Genomic DNA, 14,708 nt, shown 5'->3' with positions numbered 1-14,708 from the left:
GTCCGCACGTCACTAGGCCTGCGCGTTGACGATGAAGTCGACGGCGTCGCCGACGGTCTTGAGGTTCTTGACCTCTTCGTCGGGGATCTTGACGTCGAACTTCTCCTCGGCGTTGACGACGATCGTCATCATCGAGATGGAGTCGATGTCGAGGTCGTCGGTGAACGACTTGTCCGCCTCGACCGTGTCGGTGGCGATGCCGGTCTCGTCGTTGATGAGCTCGGCCAGGCCGGCAAGCACTTCTTCGCGGGTCGATGCCATGGTTCTTCTCCTTGCAGGGGGTGTCTCGTATGACCGAGACACAGTCTAGATGGACGGGGGTCGGCGGCTCAGGGCAGAACCACCACTTGGGCTCCGAACACGAGTCCGGCGCCGAAGCCGATCTGGAGGGCGAGGCCTCCGGAGAGCTCGGGGTGCTCCTCGAGCAGGCGGTGCATCGCGAGCGGTATCGACGCGGCCGACGTGTTGCCGGTCGTCGCGATGTCGCGCCCGATCACGACCGAGTCGGGGAGCTTCAGCTGCTTGGCGAACTCGTCGATGATGCGCATGTTCGCCTGGTGCGGGATGAAGGCGGCGAGGTCGTCGGCCGTGACGCCCGCGGCGTCCAGCGCCTGCTTGGCGACCTTCGCCATGTCCCACACGGCCCAGCGGAAGACCGTCTGGCCCTCCTGGCGGAGCGTCGGCCACTCGGCGGCACCGTCGCGGAACTCGACGAGCGTGTGGTTCATGCCGACGGCGCCCGCCTTCGAGCCGTCGGAACCCCAGACGGTGGGAGCGATCGCCGGCTCGTCGCTCGGACCGACGACGACGGCGCCCGCGCCGTCGCCGAGGAGGAACGAGATCGTGCGGTCGGTCGGGTCGACGACGTCGGAGAGCTTCTCGGCGCCGATCACGAGCGCGTAGTGGGCGGCGCCCGCTCGGATGAGGGCGTCGGCCTGCGCGACCGCGTAGGCGTAGCCGGCGCACGCGGCGTTCATGTCGTACGCGGCCGCCGGGTTCGCGCCGACCCGGTCGGCGACGACCGCCGCGATCGACGGCGTCTGCTGCACGTTCGAGATGGTCGCGACGATCACGAGGTCGATCCGGTCGGCGGGCAGGCCGGAGCGCTCGATCGCCTCGCGCGCGGCATCCGTCGCCAGGTCGACCGCGAGCACGTCGGCGCCGGCCCGGACGCGCGTGACGATCCCCGTCCGCTGGCGGATCCACTCGTCGGAGGAGTCGATCGGTCCGACGAGGTCGTCGTTCGGCACGGCGTTCTCACCCCGCGCGGCGCCCACCGAGTAGAGGCGGGTGTAGGCGGGTCCGGTCGACTGGCTGAGCGTGGGATGCGTCATGCGTTCTCTCGTGTCGTGCTCTCGTGTCGTGGGCGGGGGTCAGGCGGTCTGCGCGAGGAGGTCGATCGCGGCCGGCAGGTCGGCGGGGGTCTTCACGGCGACCGTCGGCACGCCCTTCAGCGCGCGCTTGGCGAGGCCGACGAGGGCGCCGGCCGGCGCGAGCTCGATGATCCCCGTGACGCCGGCGTCGGCGAAGGACGCCATGCACGCGTCCCAGCGGACGGGCGAGGCGACCTGGCCGACGAGCAGGTCGACGAACTCGGTTCCGGATGCCACGGCTGCGCCGTCGCGGTTCGTCCACAGCGTGAGCGCGGGGTCGGCCGGCGAGAATGCGGCGGCGACGCCGGCGAGGCGGTCGCGGGCCGGCTGCATGTACCGGGTGTGGAAGGCGCCGGCGACCTGCAGCGGGATGACGCGGGCCCCTGCGGGCGGCTCGGCCTTCAGTTGCTCGAGCGCGTCGAGGGCGCCCGCGACGACGATCTGGCCGCCCCCGTTGAAGTTCGCGGGCTCCAGTCCGAGCTCGTCGAGGCGCGAGAGCAGCTCGGCCTCGTCGGCGCCGATGACGGCGCTCATGCCCGTCGCGACGAGCGCCGCGGCATCCGCCATCGCGCGACCGCGCTCACCGACGAAGCGCATCGCGTCGGCGTCGCCCAGGACGCCCGTGGCGGCCGCCGCGGTGATCTCGCCAACGGAGTGGCCCGCCACCCCGCCCACCCGGGCGCCACGGCCGTCGGCCGTCAGGGCGTCGAAGGCGAGGATGCCGGCCGCGACGATGAGCGGCTGGGCGATCGCGGTGTCGCGGATCGTGTCGGCGTCGCTCTCGGTCCCGTGCAGCGCGAGGTCGACGCCCGCCGCCTCGGAGAGGCCGGCGAGGCGCTCGGCGAAGGCGGGCTCGGCGAGCCAGGGAGCGAGGAAACCGGGGGTCTGGGAGCCCTGACCAGGGCAGACGACGACGATCACCGTCTCAGTCTGCCAATCACGGCCGGGCGATGTGTGTGCACTCGCCACAAGGTATTCGTCGGACCCTTGTCTCGGCGGCACATACCGTCGATCAGCTCGACGGTCGACGACGCGGGGTCGACTCGTGGTCGCTCATGGAACCGATGATGAGCGCGGACTGCAGGATCAGGGCCTCGCGAGCGCCGGTGGCATCCCAGCCGATCACGTCGGAGACGCGCTTCAGGCGATAGCGCACCGTGTTCGGGTGCACGAACAGCTCGCGGGCCGTCGCCTCGAGCGACCGGCCGTTGTCGAGGTAGCTCCAGAGCGTCGTGAGCAACTCGGTCGAGTGCGCCTGCAACGGGCGGTAGATGCGGTGGACGAGGGTCGCCCGGGCGAGCGGGTCGCCGGCGAGCGCACGCTCGGGCAGCAGGTCGTCGGCGTGCACCGGCCGCGGCGCGTGCCGCCACGAGCGGGCGACGGCGAAGCCCGCGAGCGCCGCCTTCGCGCTCTTCGACGCATCGACGAGGTTCGGCACCTCGTGCCCGAGCACGAGGTGGCCCGGCCCGAAGTTCGCCTCGAGCTGGGTCGCGATCTCCATGAACGACAGCGCGGGCGCGGTGCCGACCGCATCCTCCGACTCGCCGCCGCGCGGCTCGGCGCGCCCGATGACCACGACGAGGCGATTGCCCTGGACGCCGATGAGGACGTCCGCGTGCATGTGCCGGGCGGCCCGGCGCACCTGGTCGACGTCGAAGAGCTTCGGGGCCGTGCCCACGAGCACCGCGACCTCGCCGTGACCGTGCCAGCCGAGCGCCGCGATGCGGCTCGGGAGCTCGTCGTCGTACTCGCCCGAGAGGATCGAGTCGACGACGAGCGCCTCGAGCCGCGCGTCCCAGAGGCCGCGCGCCTCGGCGGCGCGGGCGTACACGTCGGCGGCGGCGAAGGCGATCTCGCGCGAGTAGAGCAGGATCGCCTCCCGCAGCGGCTCCCCGCCGTCCTTCACGCGCTCCTCGACGACCTCGACGGTCACGCGGATCAGCTGCAGCGTCTGCTGCAGGCTCACCGAGCGCAGGAGTTCGCGCGGCGCCGCGCCGAAGACGTCCGCCGCGATCCACGGTGTCGACTTCGGGTCGTCGAACCAGGCGATGAACGACGAGATGCCCGCCTGGGCCACGAGGCCCACCGCCGACCGGCGGCTCGGCGGCATCTCGCCGTACCAGGGCAGCGTGTCCTCCAGGCGCTTCAGCGTCTGAGTCGAGAGCTCACCCGAGATGGTTCGCAACCACGCGAGGGTCTCCGCCTTGGTCCTGGGCTTCGCTGCCACCGTCTCGACGCCTGCTAGCTCTCGCCGCCGGCGTTGCCGGTCGTGCCCGCGTTGACGTCGTGGAGCCGGTAGCGCTCGATCGCCTGGGTCGGCAGCGACCGGTCGACCTCACCGCGCTCGGCGAGCATCTGCAGCGTCCGGACCACGACCGAGGGACCGTCGATCTTGAAGAAGCGACGTGCCGCCGGGCGGGTGTCCGAGAAGCCGAAGCCGTCGGCCCCGAGCGTCGCGTACTGACCGGGGACGTACGGGCGGACCTGCTCCTGCACCGCGTGCATGTAGTCGGACACGGCGACGAACGGGCCGCGCGCCCCGGCGAGCTTCTGCGTGAGGTACGGCACGTGGCGGTCGGCCTCGGGGTGCAGGAAGTTGTGCTCCTCGGCGGCCAGGCCGTCGCGCGCGAGCTCCGACCAGCTGGTCACCGACCAGACGTCGGCCGACACGCCCCAGTCCTGCGCGAGCAGGTGCTGCGCCTCGAGGATCCACGGCACCGCGACGCCCGAGGCGAGCAGCTGGGCCTTCGGCCCGTCGCCCGATCCCTCGGCGACGCGGTGGATGCCCTTGACGATGCCCTCGACGTCGACGCCGTCCGGCTCGGCCGGCTGGACGAGCGGCTCGTTGTAGACCGTCAAGTAGTACATGACGTTCGGGTCCTCGTGGTCGCCGCCGTACATGCGCTGCAGGCCCGACCGCACGATGTGGCCGGTCTCGTAGCCGTACGCCGGGTCGTAGGACACGACGGCCGGGTTCGTCGACGCGAGCAGGGGCGAGTGCCCGTCGGCGTGCTGGAGGCCCTCGCCGGTGAGCGTGGTGCGCCCGGCGGTCGCGCCGATGATGAAGCCGCGCGCCATCTGGTCGCCGGCCGCCCACATCGCGTCGCCCGTGCGCTGGAACCCGAACATCGAGTAGAAGACGTAGATCGGGATGAGCGGCTCGCCCTGCGTCGAGTACGACGTGCCGACGGCGGTGAACGCGGCCAGCGCGCCGGCCTCGTTGATGCCGACGTGGATGATCTGGCCCTGCGGGCTCTCCTTGTAGGCGAGGAGCAGCTCACGGTCGACGGACGTGTAGTGCTGGCCCATCGGGTTGTAGATCTTGGCGTTCGGGAAGAACGCGTCCATGCCGAACGTACGGGCCTCGTCGGGGATGATCGGCACGATGCGGTGGCCGAAGTCCTTCGAGCGCATGAGGTCCTTCAGCAGCCGGACGAACGCCATCGTGGTGGCGACCTCCTGCGTGCCGGAGCCCTTCTTCGCGATCGCGTACGCCGAGTCGTCGGGGAGCGAGATCGCCGTGTGGGCGGCCCGGCGCTCGGGCAGGTAGCCGCCGAGCTCGCGGCGGCGCTCGTGCAGGTACTGGATCGCCTCGTCGTCGTTCCCGGGGTGGTAGTACGGCGGGAGGTACGGGTTCTCCTCGAGCTGCGCATCGGAGATCGGGATGCGCATGGTGTCCCTGAAGGTCTTCAGGTTGTCGAGCGTCATCTTCTTCATCTGGTGGGTCGCGTTGCGGCCCTCGAAGGCGGGACCGAGGCCGTAGCCCTTGATGGTCTTCGCGATGATGACGGTCGGCTGGCCCTTGTGCTCGACCGCGGCCTTGAAGGCCGCGTACACCTTGCGGTAGTCGTGACCGCCGCGCTTGAGGCCCCACACCTGGTCGTCGCTGAGGTCCTTCACCAGCTCGAGCGCGCGAGGGTCGCGACCGAAGAAGTTCTCTCGCACGTACGCGCCGGACTCGGCCTTGTAGGTCTGGTAGTCGCCGTCGGGCGTGACGTTCATGAGGTTGCGCAGCGCGCCGTCGTGGTCGCGCGCGAGGAGGTCGTCCCACTCGCGGCCCCAGACGACCTTGATGACGTTCCAGCCCGCGCCGCGGAAGAAGCTCTCGAGCTCCTGGATGATCTTGCCGTTGCCGCGGACCGGGCCGTCGAGGCGCTGCAGGTTCGCGTTGATGACGAACGTGAGGTTGTCGAGCCCCTCGTTGGCCGCGACCTGGAGCTGTCCGCGGCTCTCGACCTCGTCCATCTCGCCGTCGCCGAGGAAGGCCCAGACGTGCTGGTCGGAGGCGTCCTTGATGCCGCGGTTGGTGAGGTACTTGTTCGCCTGGGCCTGGTAGATCGCGTTGATCGGGCCGAGGCCCATCGACACCGTCGGGAACTGCCAGAACTCCGGCATGAGGCGCGGGTGCGGATACGACGAGAGGCCGTTCGGCGCGTGCGACTTCTCCTGGCGGAACCCGTCGAGCTGGTCGGTCGAGAGCCGGCCCTCGAGGAACGCGCGGGCGTAGGTGCCGGGGGAGGCGTGGCCCTGGATGAAGATCTGGTCGCCGCCGCCCGGGTGGTCCTGGCCGCGGAAGAAGTGGTTGAAGCCCACCTCGTAGAGCGCGGCCGACGACGCGTAGGTGGAGATGTGACCGCCGACGGCGATGCCGGGGCGCTGAGCGCGATGCACGAGCATCGCCGCGTTCCAGCGGATCCACGCACGATAGCGGCGCTCGATGTCCTCATCGCCGGGGAACTCGGGCTCGTTCTCGGGGGCGATCGTGTTCAGGTAGTCCGTCGTCGGCACCATCGGGACGCCGAGGTGGAGCTCCTTCGAGCGCTTGAGCAGGCTGAGCATGATCTCGCGCCCGCGCTGGTGGCCCTTCTCGGCGACGAGGGAGTCGAGCGACTCCGCCCACTCGTTGGTCTCCTCCGGATCGGAGTCCATCGCCTCGACCGAGTACGGGTCCTGGTCGTTGACAGTCACACTCGACCTCTCTCTTCAGCAGATCGTGCCTCTGGTCCGTGCGTTGCGCACGACGAAGACCGGGTCACGGTCGGGGGGCACCACGCCATCCTAGTGATTCTACGGCGACGCATGGCGGGCTAGGCTGGCGCGCGTCCAGACCCCGACCGTGAGGAGCCCCGTGATCCTCGGTCCCGGCGCGATCGCGCCCGAGTTCGAGCTGCCGGACCGGCACGGTGCTCCGCAGCGCCTCGCGGACCGGCGAGGGGTCCGACCCGTGGTGCTGGCGTTCGTGCCGTTCGCCTTCTCGCGCGTGTGCACACGGGAGATCGGCGAGCTGGATGCCGCGGCGCCCGTCTTCCGGGACGCCGGCGCCGAGCTCTTCGTCGTCTCGATCGATTCGAAGCACGCGCTGCAGGCCTGGGCCGAGGACGAGGGCGTCGGCCTCGGCATGCTGTCCGACTTCTGGCCCCACGGCGCGGTGGCGCGCGCCTACGGCGCGTTCGACGAGCGCGCGGGGTTCGCACGGCGTGCTTCCTTCGTGATCGGCGCGGACGGCGTCATCCGCGCGTCGTTCGAGGCGGCGCCGGGCGAGGCACGCCCCCTCGAGGCGTACCGCGAGGCCCTCGAGACGCTCGCGTGAACCGAGGGCGAGCGGATGCCGCATCCGCGCGACGCTACGATCGAAGTGCCGCCGCACGCGGCGAGGGCCTTTAGCTCAGTTGGTAGAGCGCCACGCTTACACCGTGGATGTCGTCGGTTCGAGCCCGGCAGGGCCCACCCGTTCCGCCGCTCAGACCGGCAGCACCCAGACGTCGTCCGTGATCAGCGGGACCACTCGGCCATCGGCCGTCACGCCGGCGATCGAGACCCCCGGGCCGCCGACCACCACGTCCGTGTGAACCGCGGCCACGCGGTTCACCCCGCCCGTCTCGTCGCCGTCGGGCACGACCATCGGGAAGCCCTGGCCCCAGGCGATGTGCGAGCCCGCGTTCTCGTCGTAGAGCATGTCGTGGAACAGCACCCCCGCGCGACGGACCCGGGAACCGCCGTCGACGAGCGCGACCTCGCCGAGCCGTCGCGCGTTCGGATCCGAGTCGAGTTGCGCGAGCACGGCGTCGAGGCCGCGGTCGGCGGCGGCGTCGACGATCCGACCGCCCTCGAAGGTGAGCGCCAGCCCCTCGACCAGCACGCCGCTCGGCAGCAGCAGGAACGGACGGGTCGTCGCGATCGTGCCCTCGGCGCGTGCCGGATCCGGGGAGGTGAACACCTCCTCGGTGGGGACGTTGGGGCTGAACTCCACGCCGTCCGTCGTCTGCATGGTGGCGGCCATCCACCGCCATGACGGCATGAGCCCGATCTCGAGGTCGGTGCCCGGGCCCGAGTACCTGACGGCGGCGAGGTCGAGCGCGTCCACCGCGGCCGCACGGCGGCGCAGCCGTGCGGTGTGCGCCAGCCACTCGGCGACCGGATCGTCGGAGTCGAGCCCGACCGCGGTGCCTACCGCCCGCCAGAGCCGGTCGACGTCGGGTTCCCCGAACACGGCCCGCGCCCACCCCGCGTTCGGTGCGGCGACGATGCACCACTGCAGGCCGCCGGCCATGAGGGCGGCGCGCTCGCGCGCGGCGAGCTCGACGGGGAGCGCCCCGACCACGGCGGCCGCGTCGACGTCGTCCATCAGGTGCGGGTCGGGGTTGCCGGTGATGCGGAGGAACGCGACGCCGGGCTGCTCGAGGCGCTCGGCCGCGGCGCGGTCGCGGGACGTCCCCGCGGCGAGCGCCGGCCCGGCACCGTGCACGATGCCCGAGCGGCGGACGTGGTCGTCCTGGTACTCGACGTCGACGAAGCCCGCACCGGCGTCGTAGGCGGCATCGACGATGGCGCGCACGAGCGCGGCGTGCTCGACGAGGGCCCGGAGGACCAGCGTCTGCCCCGGCCTGAGGTTGAGCCCGCCCCGGACGACGACGTCCGAGTAGCGTGCAAGCAGGTCCGTGGTCGTCAGGTCGGCCATGCGGCGGATGCTACTGAGGGCCCGCCGGCGCGGCAACCGCGGTCCGGGCGTGCGCGCCGGTTCGGCGTAGGCTGGGGCGCGTGCCAGCCACCCTCGCCGACGTCCTCTCGACCGTGGAGCGCCTGTGGCCCGTCGCCGGCGCGGAGCCGTGGGATGCGCCGGGCCTTGTGACCGGCGACCCGTCCCGCGAGGTGTCGCGCGTCCTCCTCGCGGTCGATGCGGTCGCGGCGACGGTCGACGAGGCCGTGACGTCGGGCTCAGACCTGATGATCGCGCATCACCCCCTCCTGCTCCGCGGCGTCACGTCGATCGCCGAGGACCGCTACAAGGGCGCCCTGCTCGCGCGGCTCATCCGTGCCGACTGCGCCCTCGTGGGGGCGCACACGAACGCCGACGTCGTCGAGTCCGGCACCTCAGCGGTGCTCGCCGAGCGGCTCGGCCTGGTCGACGCGGTCCCGATCGTGCCGGATGCGACGGATGCCGCGCGCGGGCTCGGCCGCGTCGGGCGACTCGCCGAGCCGACCACGCTCGGACGGCTCGCGCGCCGGCTGGCCGAGCTCCTGCCGCCGACCGCGACCGGCGTGCGTGCCGCTGGCGGGTTCGAGGACGCGGTGGAGGTCGTCGCGGTGTGCGGCGGCGCCGGCGATTCGCTGCTGGCCCACGAGGCGGTCCGTTCGGCGGACGCGTACGTCACCGCGGACCTCCGGCACCACCCGGCGTCGGAGGCGCGCGAGCAGGCGATGCTCGGCGGCGGTCCCGGGCTGCTCGACGTGTCGCACTGGGCGAGCGAATGGCTGTGGCTGGATGCCGCGGCTCGCGAGCTGCGCGACGCGCACCCCGCTCTCGAGGTCGTGGTCAGCGACCTCCGAACCGATCCGTGGGACTTCCAGGTCGTCCAGTGACCGGTCCCGCGACGATCTCCCCGACCCTGCCCACGACCGACCAGATCCCGACGAGGAGCACCACGTGAAGGCCAGCCCCGCCGACCAGGAGCAGCTGCTCCGCCTCCAGGCCATCGACACTCGGTTGCAGCAGCTCGCGCACCGGCTCCGTTCGCTGCCGCAGACCGCCGAGCTCGCCGCCCTCGGCGAGCGCGACACGGCCGTCCGCGGTCGTCGGGCGGAGGCGATCGGCGCGCTCGAGGACGCGCGCGCCGAGCTCGGCCGGATCGAGTCGGACGTGGAGGTGGTCGAGAAGCGCATCGCCCGCGATGCCGATCGGCTGACGCACACCTCGTCGATGAAGGACGTGCAGGCGCTCGAGGCCGAGCTCGTGTCGTTGCGCAAGCGCCTCAGCGACCTCGAGGACGCCGAGCTCGTCGTGATGGAGAAGGTCGAGGCGGCCGAGGGTCGCGTCGCCGGGATCGACCGTGAGCGCGCGGAGCTCGCCGAGTCGGTGGCGGCGCTCGAGGCGGCTCGCGACGAGGCGGCCGGCGGCCTGGGGACCGAGCGCGAGCAGGCCGAGCGCGACCGCGCGACCATCGCGGGCACGGTGCCGGATGACCTCCTGCGGTTCTACGAGGACCGCCGGGTCCGCGGCGGCGGCATCGGCGCGGCGCTCCTGCGCCAGCGCACCTGCGGCGGCTGCACGATCACGCTGACGGGGTCCGACCTCGAGGCGGTGCGCCGTGCGGCCGACGACGAGGTCGTGCAGTGCCCCGAGTGCGACCGGATCCTGGTCCGCACGGCCGAGTCCGGCCTCTGAGCCGTTCCGCGCGTCGCACGCGGTAGCCTTGAGGGGCGAGCGGGTCGGCAAGACGGTCGCGTCGCCCGAGCGATCGGGCGCCGAGGAACGTCCGGGCTCCGCAGGGCAGGACGGTGGGTAACGCCCACCCGGGGTGACCCGCGAGACAGTGCCACAGAAAGCAGACCGCCTCCCGCGCGAGCGGGCGGTAAGGGTGAAACGGTGGGGTAAGAGCCCACCAGCGGCCGCGGTGACGCGGTCGGCTCGGTAAACCTCGTCCGGAGCAAGGTCAGACAGGGAACGATGGGGCGGCCCGTCCCGTTCCCGGGTGGACCGCTGGAGGGTCGCGGCAACGCGACTCCGAGAGAGATGGCCGTCCAGCCGGTGTCGCGCAAGCGCCCGGTGAACAGAACCCGGCGTATCAGCCGGCCCGCTCGCATCTCGCCCGACGGGCGCGCTCAGAACCTCGCGGCGAGCGCCGCCGCGCCGAGGATGCCCGCGTTGTTGCGGTGCACGGCGGGCACGATGGGGGTCGTCAGGTCGAGCAGCGGCAGGAACCGCTCGTGGTGCTTCGACACGCCGCCGCCGACGACGAACAGGTCGGGCGAGAAGAGGAACTCGACGTGGGAGTAGTAGCGCTGCAGGCGCTCCGTCCACTGGTCCCAGGAGAGGTCCTCGCGCTCCATCGCCGAGTACGCCGCGCGGGACTCGGCGTCGTGGCCGTCGACCTCGAGATGCCCGAGCTCGCTGTTCGGCACGACCACGCCGTCGAAGATCAGCGCCGAGCCGATCCCGGTGCCGAGCGTGGTGAGGATCACGAGGCCGTCCTCGCCCTTCGCGGCGCCGAACCGGGCCTCGGCGTAGCCGGCGGCATCCGCGTCGTTGATGAAGTGGATCTCGCTCCGCAGCTCCGTCTCGAACAGCCGCTCCGCCTCCAGGTCGATCCACTCGTCGGAGACGTTCGCCGCGGAGAGCGTGCGGCCGTGCTTGACGATCGCCGGGAAGCACACGCCGAGGGGGAGGCCGGTGTGGCCGCGAGCTGCGACCTCCGCGAGCAGTTCGCCGGTCGCCCGCAGGATATCGGCGGGGCGGCCGCCGGGAGGGGTCTTGACCTTGATCCGCTCGGTGACGAGTTCCCCGGTGCCGAGGTCGACCACCGCGCCCTTGATCCCGGTGCCGCCGATGTCGATGCCGATCGCCCGTCCAGTCGCCATAGGCGCCACGATACCGTCCGGCGGGCGACCGACCGTCGCCGGGCGTCGTCGTGGGGCCCGGACGAGGCGCTGCGACTACGGCAGCGTGAGGATCTCCGCGCCGCGCTCGGTGACGACGAGGGTGTGCTCGAACTGGGCCGTGAGCGATCGATCGCGGGTGACGACCGTCCAGTCGTCGTCCCAGAGGTCCCACTCGGTGGTGCCGAGGGTCAGCATGGGCTCGATCGTGAAGACCATCCCGGGTTCGATCACGGTCGTCGCGGCCGGGTCGTCGAAGTGCGGGATGACGAGCCCCGTGTGGAACGCACGGCCCACGCCGTGACCGGTGTAGTCGCGCACGACGCCGTAGCCGAACCGCTTCGCGTACGACTCGATCGCGCGTCCGATCACGTTCACCTGACGGCCGGGGGCGACCGCACGGATGCCTCGGGCCAGCGCCTCGCGCGTGCGCTCGACGAGCAACCGCGCCGCCTCGTCGGGCTCGCCGACCGGGAAGGTCGCGTTGAGGTCGCCGTGCATGCCGTCGAGATAGGCGGTCACGTCGAGGTTCACGAGGTCGCCGTCGGCGAGCACGGTGTCGTCGGGGATGCCGTGGCAGACGACCTCGTTCACCGACGTGCACGACGACTTGGGGAAGCCGCGGTAGCCGAGCGTCGAGGGGTAGGCGCCGTGCGCGACGACGTACTCGTGCGCGATGCGGTCGAGTTCGTCGGTCGTGACGCCGGGACGGATCGCCTCGGCGGCGGCCTCGATCGCACCGGCGGCCACGCGCCCCGCGGCGCGGATGCGCTCGACCTCGTCGGGGGAGTAGCGATCGCCGCCCGTGTTCGGGGAAGGCGCCGGGCGGCCCACATACTCCGGGCGGGCGACGGACGCCGGCACGGCGCGCAGGGGTGACAGGCGGCCGGGGATCAGGTGGCCGGCGGAGTCCTTGGGCATAGGATCAGCCTATGTCGAGGGACGTCGAGCATCAGTTCTGGTACAACCTGAACACCGGCGAGGTCGAGGAGGGGCTCGTCTCGCCGGCGGTCGAGCGGGTCGGTCCGTTCGAGACGCGCGCCGAGGCCGAGCAGGCCCTCGAGATCCTGCGTGCGAACAGCGCGAAGTGGGCCGAGGAGGACGCCGCCGAGGAGTGAACCCCGGCGCCGCGCGCCGCCCCCGTCAGTACGAGTGCTCCTCCGTCGGGTAGGCGCCGGACGCGACATCCGCCGCCCATTCGCGGGCCGCGTCGCCGAGGACGCCCGCCAGGTTCGCGTACTGCTTCACGAAGCGAGGGATGCGTCCCGTGGTCAGGCCCGCCCAGTCGGTCCAGACGAGCAGCTGGCCGTCGCAGTGCGGGCCCCCGCCGACGGAGATCGTCGGGATGTGCAGCAGCTCGGTGACCTGGCGCGCGGCGTCGGCCGGCACCATCTCGAGCACCACGGCGAACGCCCCGGCGTCCTGGATGGCCTGCGCGTCGGCGAGCAGCTGCTTCACACCCTCGCCGCGGCCCTGGATGATGTGCCCGCCGAGCCCGTGCTCGCTCTGGGGCGTGTAGCCGATATGAGCCATGACCGGGATGCCGGCGCCGACGATGCGGCGGATCTGCTTCTGGCTGCGCTCGCCGCCCTCGAGCTTGACCGCGTGGGCGCCGGCCTCCTTCATGAACCGGATGGCGGTGTGCAGCGCCTCGTCGGGGCCGTTCTCGTACGATCCGAACGGCATGTCGGCGATGACGAACGCACGCTCCACCGCGCCCGCCACGGCGCGCGTGAGCGGGATGAGCTCGTCGACCGTGACGGGGAGCGTGGTCTCGTAGCCGAGGACGTTGTTGCCGGCCGAGTCGCCGACGAGGAGGAAGTCGATGCCGGCCTCGTCGAAGATCCGCGCGGTGAGCTGGTCGTAGCTCGTGAGTCCGGTGATCTTGATGCCGTCGCGCTTGGCCGTCTGGAAGTGCCGGGTCCGCACGCGCTTCGGACCGCTCGGGGTCCTCGAGGCACCGCCGTAGGGGTTCTCGGCCACGGGGGCCTCTGAGGGGATCGCTGCGCCGTCGGATGCGTGGTCGGACATGGCGCCAGTCTTGCATAGCAGGGGCGTCATCCGGACGGGACGGGGGAGACCGACCGACTACGCTGAGAGCATCGAGGAAGGGTGTGCATGGACAAGCAGCGCGACTTCGTTCTCCGGACCATCGAGGAACGAGGAGTCAAGTTCGTCAGGCTCTGGTTCACCGACGTCGTGGGGACGCTGAAGTCGGTCGCGATCGCCCCGGCGGAGGTCGAGGGCGCCTTCACCGAGGGCATCGGCTTCGACGGCTCCGCGATCGAGGGCCTCAGCCGGACCTTCGAGTCCGACCTGCTCGCGTACCCCGACCCGACGACCTTCCAGACCCTGCCGTGGCGCGGCGACATCGACCCCACGGCGCGGATGTTCTGCGACATCACGACGCCCGACGGCGAGCCGGCCGTCGCCGACCCGCGCAATGTGCTGAAGCGCACGCTCGCCCGCGCGGCCGACGCCGGGTTCACCTTCTACACGCACCCCGAGATCGAGTTCTACCTGCTCAAGTCGTCGAAGTACGGCCCCGAGGGGCCGCAGCCGGTGGACTCCGCGGGCTACTTCGACAACGTGCCCGGCGGCACCGCGCACGACTTCCGCCGTCGTTCGGTCCGGATGCTCGAGGACCTCGGCATCTCCGTCGAGTTCAGCCACCACGAGGCCGGACCCGGCCAGAACGAGATCGACCTCCGCTACGCCGACGCACTCACGACTGCCGACAACATCATGACCTTCCGCACCGTCGTGAAGGAGGTCGCGATCGAGCAGGGCGTCTACGCGACGTTCATGCCGAAGCCGTTCTCCGATAAGCCCGGCTCGGGCATGCACACGCACCTCTCGCTGTTCGAGGGCGATGCGAACGCGTTCTACGAGCCCGGCGCGCAGTACCAGCTCTCCAAGATCGGCCGCCAGTTCATCGCGGGCCTGCTCCGCCATGCGAACGAGATCTCGGCGGTCACGAACCAGTTCGTGAACTCCTACAAGCGACTCTGGGGCGGCGATGAGGCCCCGAGCTTCATCTGCTGGGGCCACAACAACCGCTCCGCGCTCGTGCGCGTCCCGCTCTACAAGCCGAACAAGGGGCAGAGCGCGCGCGTCGAGTACCGCGCGATCGACTCCGCCGCGAACCCGTACCTGGCGTTCTCGCTGCTGCTCGCCGCCGGCCTCAAGGGCATCGAGGAGGGCTACGAGCTCCCGTCGGAGGCCGAGGACGACGTGTGGGCGCTGACGGACAGCGAGCGCCGGGCGCTCGGCTACCGGCCGCTGCCCGCCAGCCTCGACCACGCGATCGAGTACATGGAGACGTCCGAGCTCGTCGCCGACACGCTCGGCGAGCACGTCTTCAACTACGTGCTCGCGAACAAGCGCGCCGAATGGCGCGACTACCGCACGCAGGTCACCCCGTTCGAGCTGCAGCGCAACCTCGAGATCCTCTGACGGCCG

Annotated in this window: 14 protein-coding genes, 1 tRNA gene and 1 other RNA gene; 7 read left to right on the top strand and 9 right to left on the bottom strand. The window is 71.6% G+C overall.

Going from position 1 to position 14,708, the window contains the following annotated elements:
- Positions 1-12: 12 nt before the first annotated feature.
- The 5 genes from ACQ393_RS09375 to aceE all read right to left on the bottom strand — a co-directional run bounded on the left by ACQ393_RS09375 (position 13) and on the right by aceE (position 6,341).
- Positions 13-261 carry an acyl carrier protein gene (locus tag ACQ393_RS09375; RefSeq protein WP_129234072.1) on the bottom strand — a complete coding sequence of 83 codons (249 nt, stop codon included), beginning with the start codon at positions 259-261 and terminating at the stop codon, positions 13-15.
- A 68-nt stretch (positions 262-329) separates the two neighbouring features.
- Entirely contained in the window at positions 330-1,334 is a 1,005-nt protein-coding gene (locus ACQ393_RS09370; protein WP_430646556.1) for a beta-ketoacyl-ACP synthase III, read from the bottom strand.
- 39 nt (positions 1,335-1,373) lie between these two features.
- Positions 1,374-2,294 (bottom strand): ACP S-malonyltransferase, encoded by a 921-nt coding sequence (locus tag ACQ393_RS09365; protein ID WP_430646555.1) that lies wholly within the window; start codon positions 2,292-2,294, stop codon positions 1,374-1,376.
- Between the two features lie 91 nt (positions 2,295-2,385).
- Complete coding sequence (locus ACQ393_RS09360) at positions 2,386-3,600, bottom strand: PucR family transcriptional regulator (RefSeq protein WP_430646554.1); 1,215 nt, start codon at positions 3,598-3,600, stop codon at positions 2,386-2,388.
- 14 nt (positions 3,601-3,614) lie between these two features.
- A complete protein-coding gene (gene aceE / locus ACQ393_RS09355; protein ID WP_430646553.1) occupies positions 3,615-6,341 on the bottom strand; it encodes a pyruvate dehydrogenase (acetyl-transferring), homodimeric type in 2,727 nt (908 codons plus the stop codon).
- A 160-nt stretch (positions 6,342-6,501) separates the two neighbouring features.
- On the opposite strand from aceE, the gene ACQ393_RS09350 reads away from it, so the two are divergent.
- Entirely contained in the window at positions 6,502-6,963 is a 462-nt protein-coding gene (locus ACQ393_RS09350; protein ID WP_430646552.1) for a redoxin domain-containing protein, read from the top strand.
- Between the two features lie 64 nt (positions 6,964-7,027).
- Positions 7,028-7,100 (top strand) — tRNA-Val (locus ACQ393_RS09345).
- 13 nt (positions 7,101-7,113) lie between these two features.
- On the opposite strand, the gene ACQ393_RS09340 is transcribed toward ACQ393_RS09345, so the two are convergent.
- A complete protein-coding gene (locus ACQ393_RS09340; RefSeq protein ID WP_430646551.1) occupies positions 7,114-8,331 on the bottom strand; it encodes an aminopeptidase in 1,218 nt (405 codons plus the stop codon).
- 80 nt (positions 8,332-8,411) lie between these two features.
- Between ACQ393_RS09340 and ACQ393_RS09335 the strand changes: the two genes are divergently transcribed.
- The 3 genes from ACQ393_RS09335 (at position 8,412) to rnpB (ending at position 10,451) form a co-directional block, all read left to right on the top strand.
- Positions 8,412-9,233, top strand: coding sequence for a Nif3-like dinuclear metal center hexameric protein (locus ACQ393_RS09335; RefSeq protein WP_430646550.1), 822 nt, complete (start codon positions 8,412-8,414; stop codon positions 9,231-9,233).
- Positions 9,234-9,297: 64 nt separating this feature from the next.
- Positions 9,298-10,035, top strand: coding sequence for a zinc ribbon domain-containing protein (locus ACQ393_RS09330; RefSeq protein WP_430646549.1), 738 nt, complete (start codon positions 9,298-9,300; stop codon positions 10,033-10,035).
- 40 nt (positions 10,036-10,075) lie between these two features.
- An RNA gene (rnpB, locus tag ACQ393_RS09325) (RNase P RNA component class A) lies at positions 10,076-10,451 on the top strand.
- 21 nt (positions 10,452-10,472) lie between these two features.
- Here rnpB and ppgK read toward each other — a convergent pair.
- The gene (ppgK, locus tag ACQ393_RS09320) at positions 10,473-11,228 is read right to left on the bottom strand and encodes a polyphosphate--glucose phosphotransferase (RefSeq protein ID WP_430646548.1); all 756 of its coding nucleotides are present in this window, start codon (positions 11,226-11,228) and stop codon (positions 10,473-10,475) included.
- 75 nt (positions 11,229-11,303) lie between these two features.
- Entirely contained in the window at positions 11,304-12,167 is an 864-nt protein-coding gene (gene map / locus ACQ393_RS09315; protein WP_430646547.1) for a type I methionyl aminopeptidase, read from the bottom strand.
- Positions 12,168-12,178: 11 nt separating this feature from the next.
- Here map and ACQ393_RS09310 point away from each other — a divergent pair, with 11 nt between their 5' ends.
- Positions 12,179-12,364, top strand: a complete 186-nt coding sequence (locus ACQ393_RS09310) for an SPOR domain-containing protein (RefSeq protein ID WP_344368829.1) — start codon at positions 12,179-12,181, stop codon at positions 12,362-12,364.
- 25 nt (positions 12,365-12,389) lie between these two features.
- Here the strand turns inward: ACQ393_RS09310 and panB are convergent, their stop codons facing one another.
- Positions 12,390-13,277 (bottom strand): 3-methyl-2-oxobutanoate hydroxymethyltransferase, encoded by an 888-nt coding sequence (gene panB, locus ACQ393_RS09305; RefSeq protein ID WP_430646546.1) that lies wholly within the window; start codon positions 13,275-13,277, stop codon positions 12,390-12,392.
- Positions 13,278-13,364: 87 nt separating this feature from the next.
- Here panB and ACQ393_RS09300 point away from each other — a divergent pair, with 87 nt between their 5' ends.
- Complete coding sequence (locus ACQ393_RS09300) at positions 13,365-14,702, top strand: glutamine synthetase family protein (protein WP_430646545.1); 1,338 nt, start codon at positions 13,365-13,367, stop codon at positions 14,700-14,702.
- The last annotated feature ends 6 nt before the right edge of the window (positions 14,703-14,708 follow it).

Origin of the sequence: Agromyces sp. GXS1127, assembly GCF_050565425.1 — a bacterium.
GTDB lineage: Bacteria > Actinomycetota > Actinomycetes > Actinomycetales > Microbacteriaceae > Agromyces.
Note: the sequence above shows the minus strand (reverse complement) of the source record. Positions and strands in the feature narration are given on the sequence as shown.

Excerpts from the sequence above, each read along its gene's own strand:
- ACQ393_RS09300 (WP_430646545.1), top strand. The coding sequence starts at position 13,365 with ATGGACAAGCAGCGCGACTTCGTTCTCCGGACCATCGAGGAACGAGGA.
- ppgK (WP_430646548.1), bottom strand. The coding sequence starts at position 11,228 with ATGGCGACTGGACGGGCGATCGGCATCGACATCGGCGGCACCGGGATC.
- ACQ393_RS09310 (WP_344368829.1), top strand. The coding sequence starts at position 12,179 with ATGTCGAGGGACGTCGAGCATCAGTTCTGGTACAACCTGAACACCGGC.
- ACQ393_RS09370 (WP_430646556.1), bottom strand. The coding sequence starts at position 1,334 with ATGACGCATCCCACGCTCAGCCAGTCGACCGGACCCGCCTACACCCGC.
- ACQ393_RS09340 (WP_430646551.1), bottom strand. The coding sequence starts at position 8,331 with ATGGCCGACCTGACGACCACGGACCTGCTTGCACGCTACTCGGACGTC.
- ACQ393_RS09375 (WP_129234072.1), bottom strand. The coding sequence starts at position 261 with ATGGCATCGACCCGCGAAGAAGTGCTTGCCGGCCTGGCCGAGCTCATC.
- map (WP_430646547.1), bottom strand. The coding sequence starts at position 12,167 with ATGCCCAAGGACTCCGCCGGCCACCTGATCCCCGGCCGCCTGTCACCC.
- panB (WP_430646546.1), bottom strand. The coding sequence starts at position 13,277 with ATGTCCGACCACGCATCCGACGGCGCAGCGATCCCCTCAGAGGCCCCC.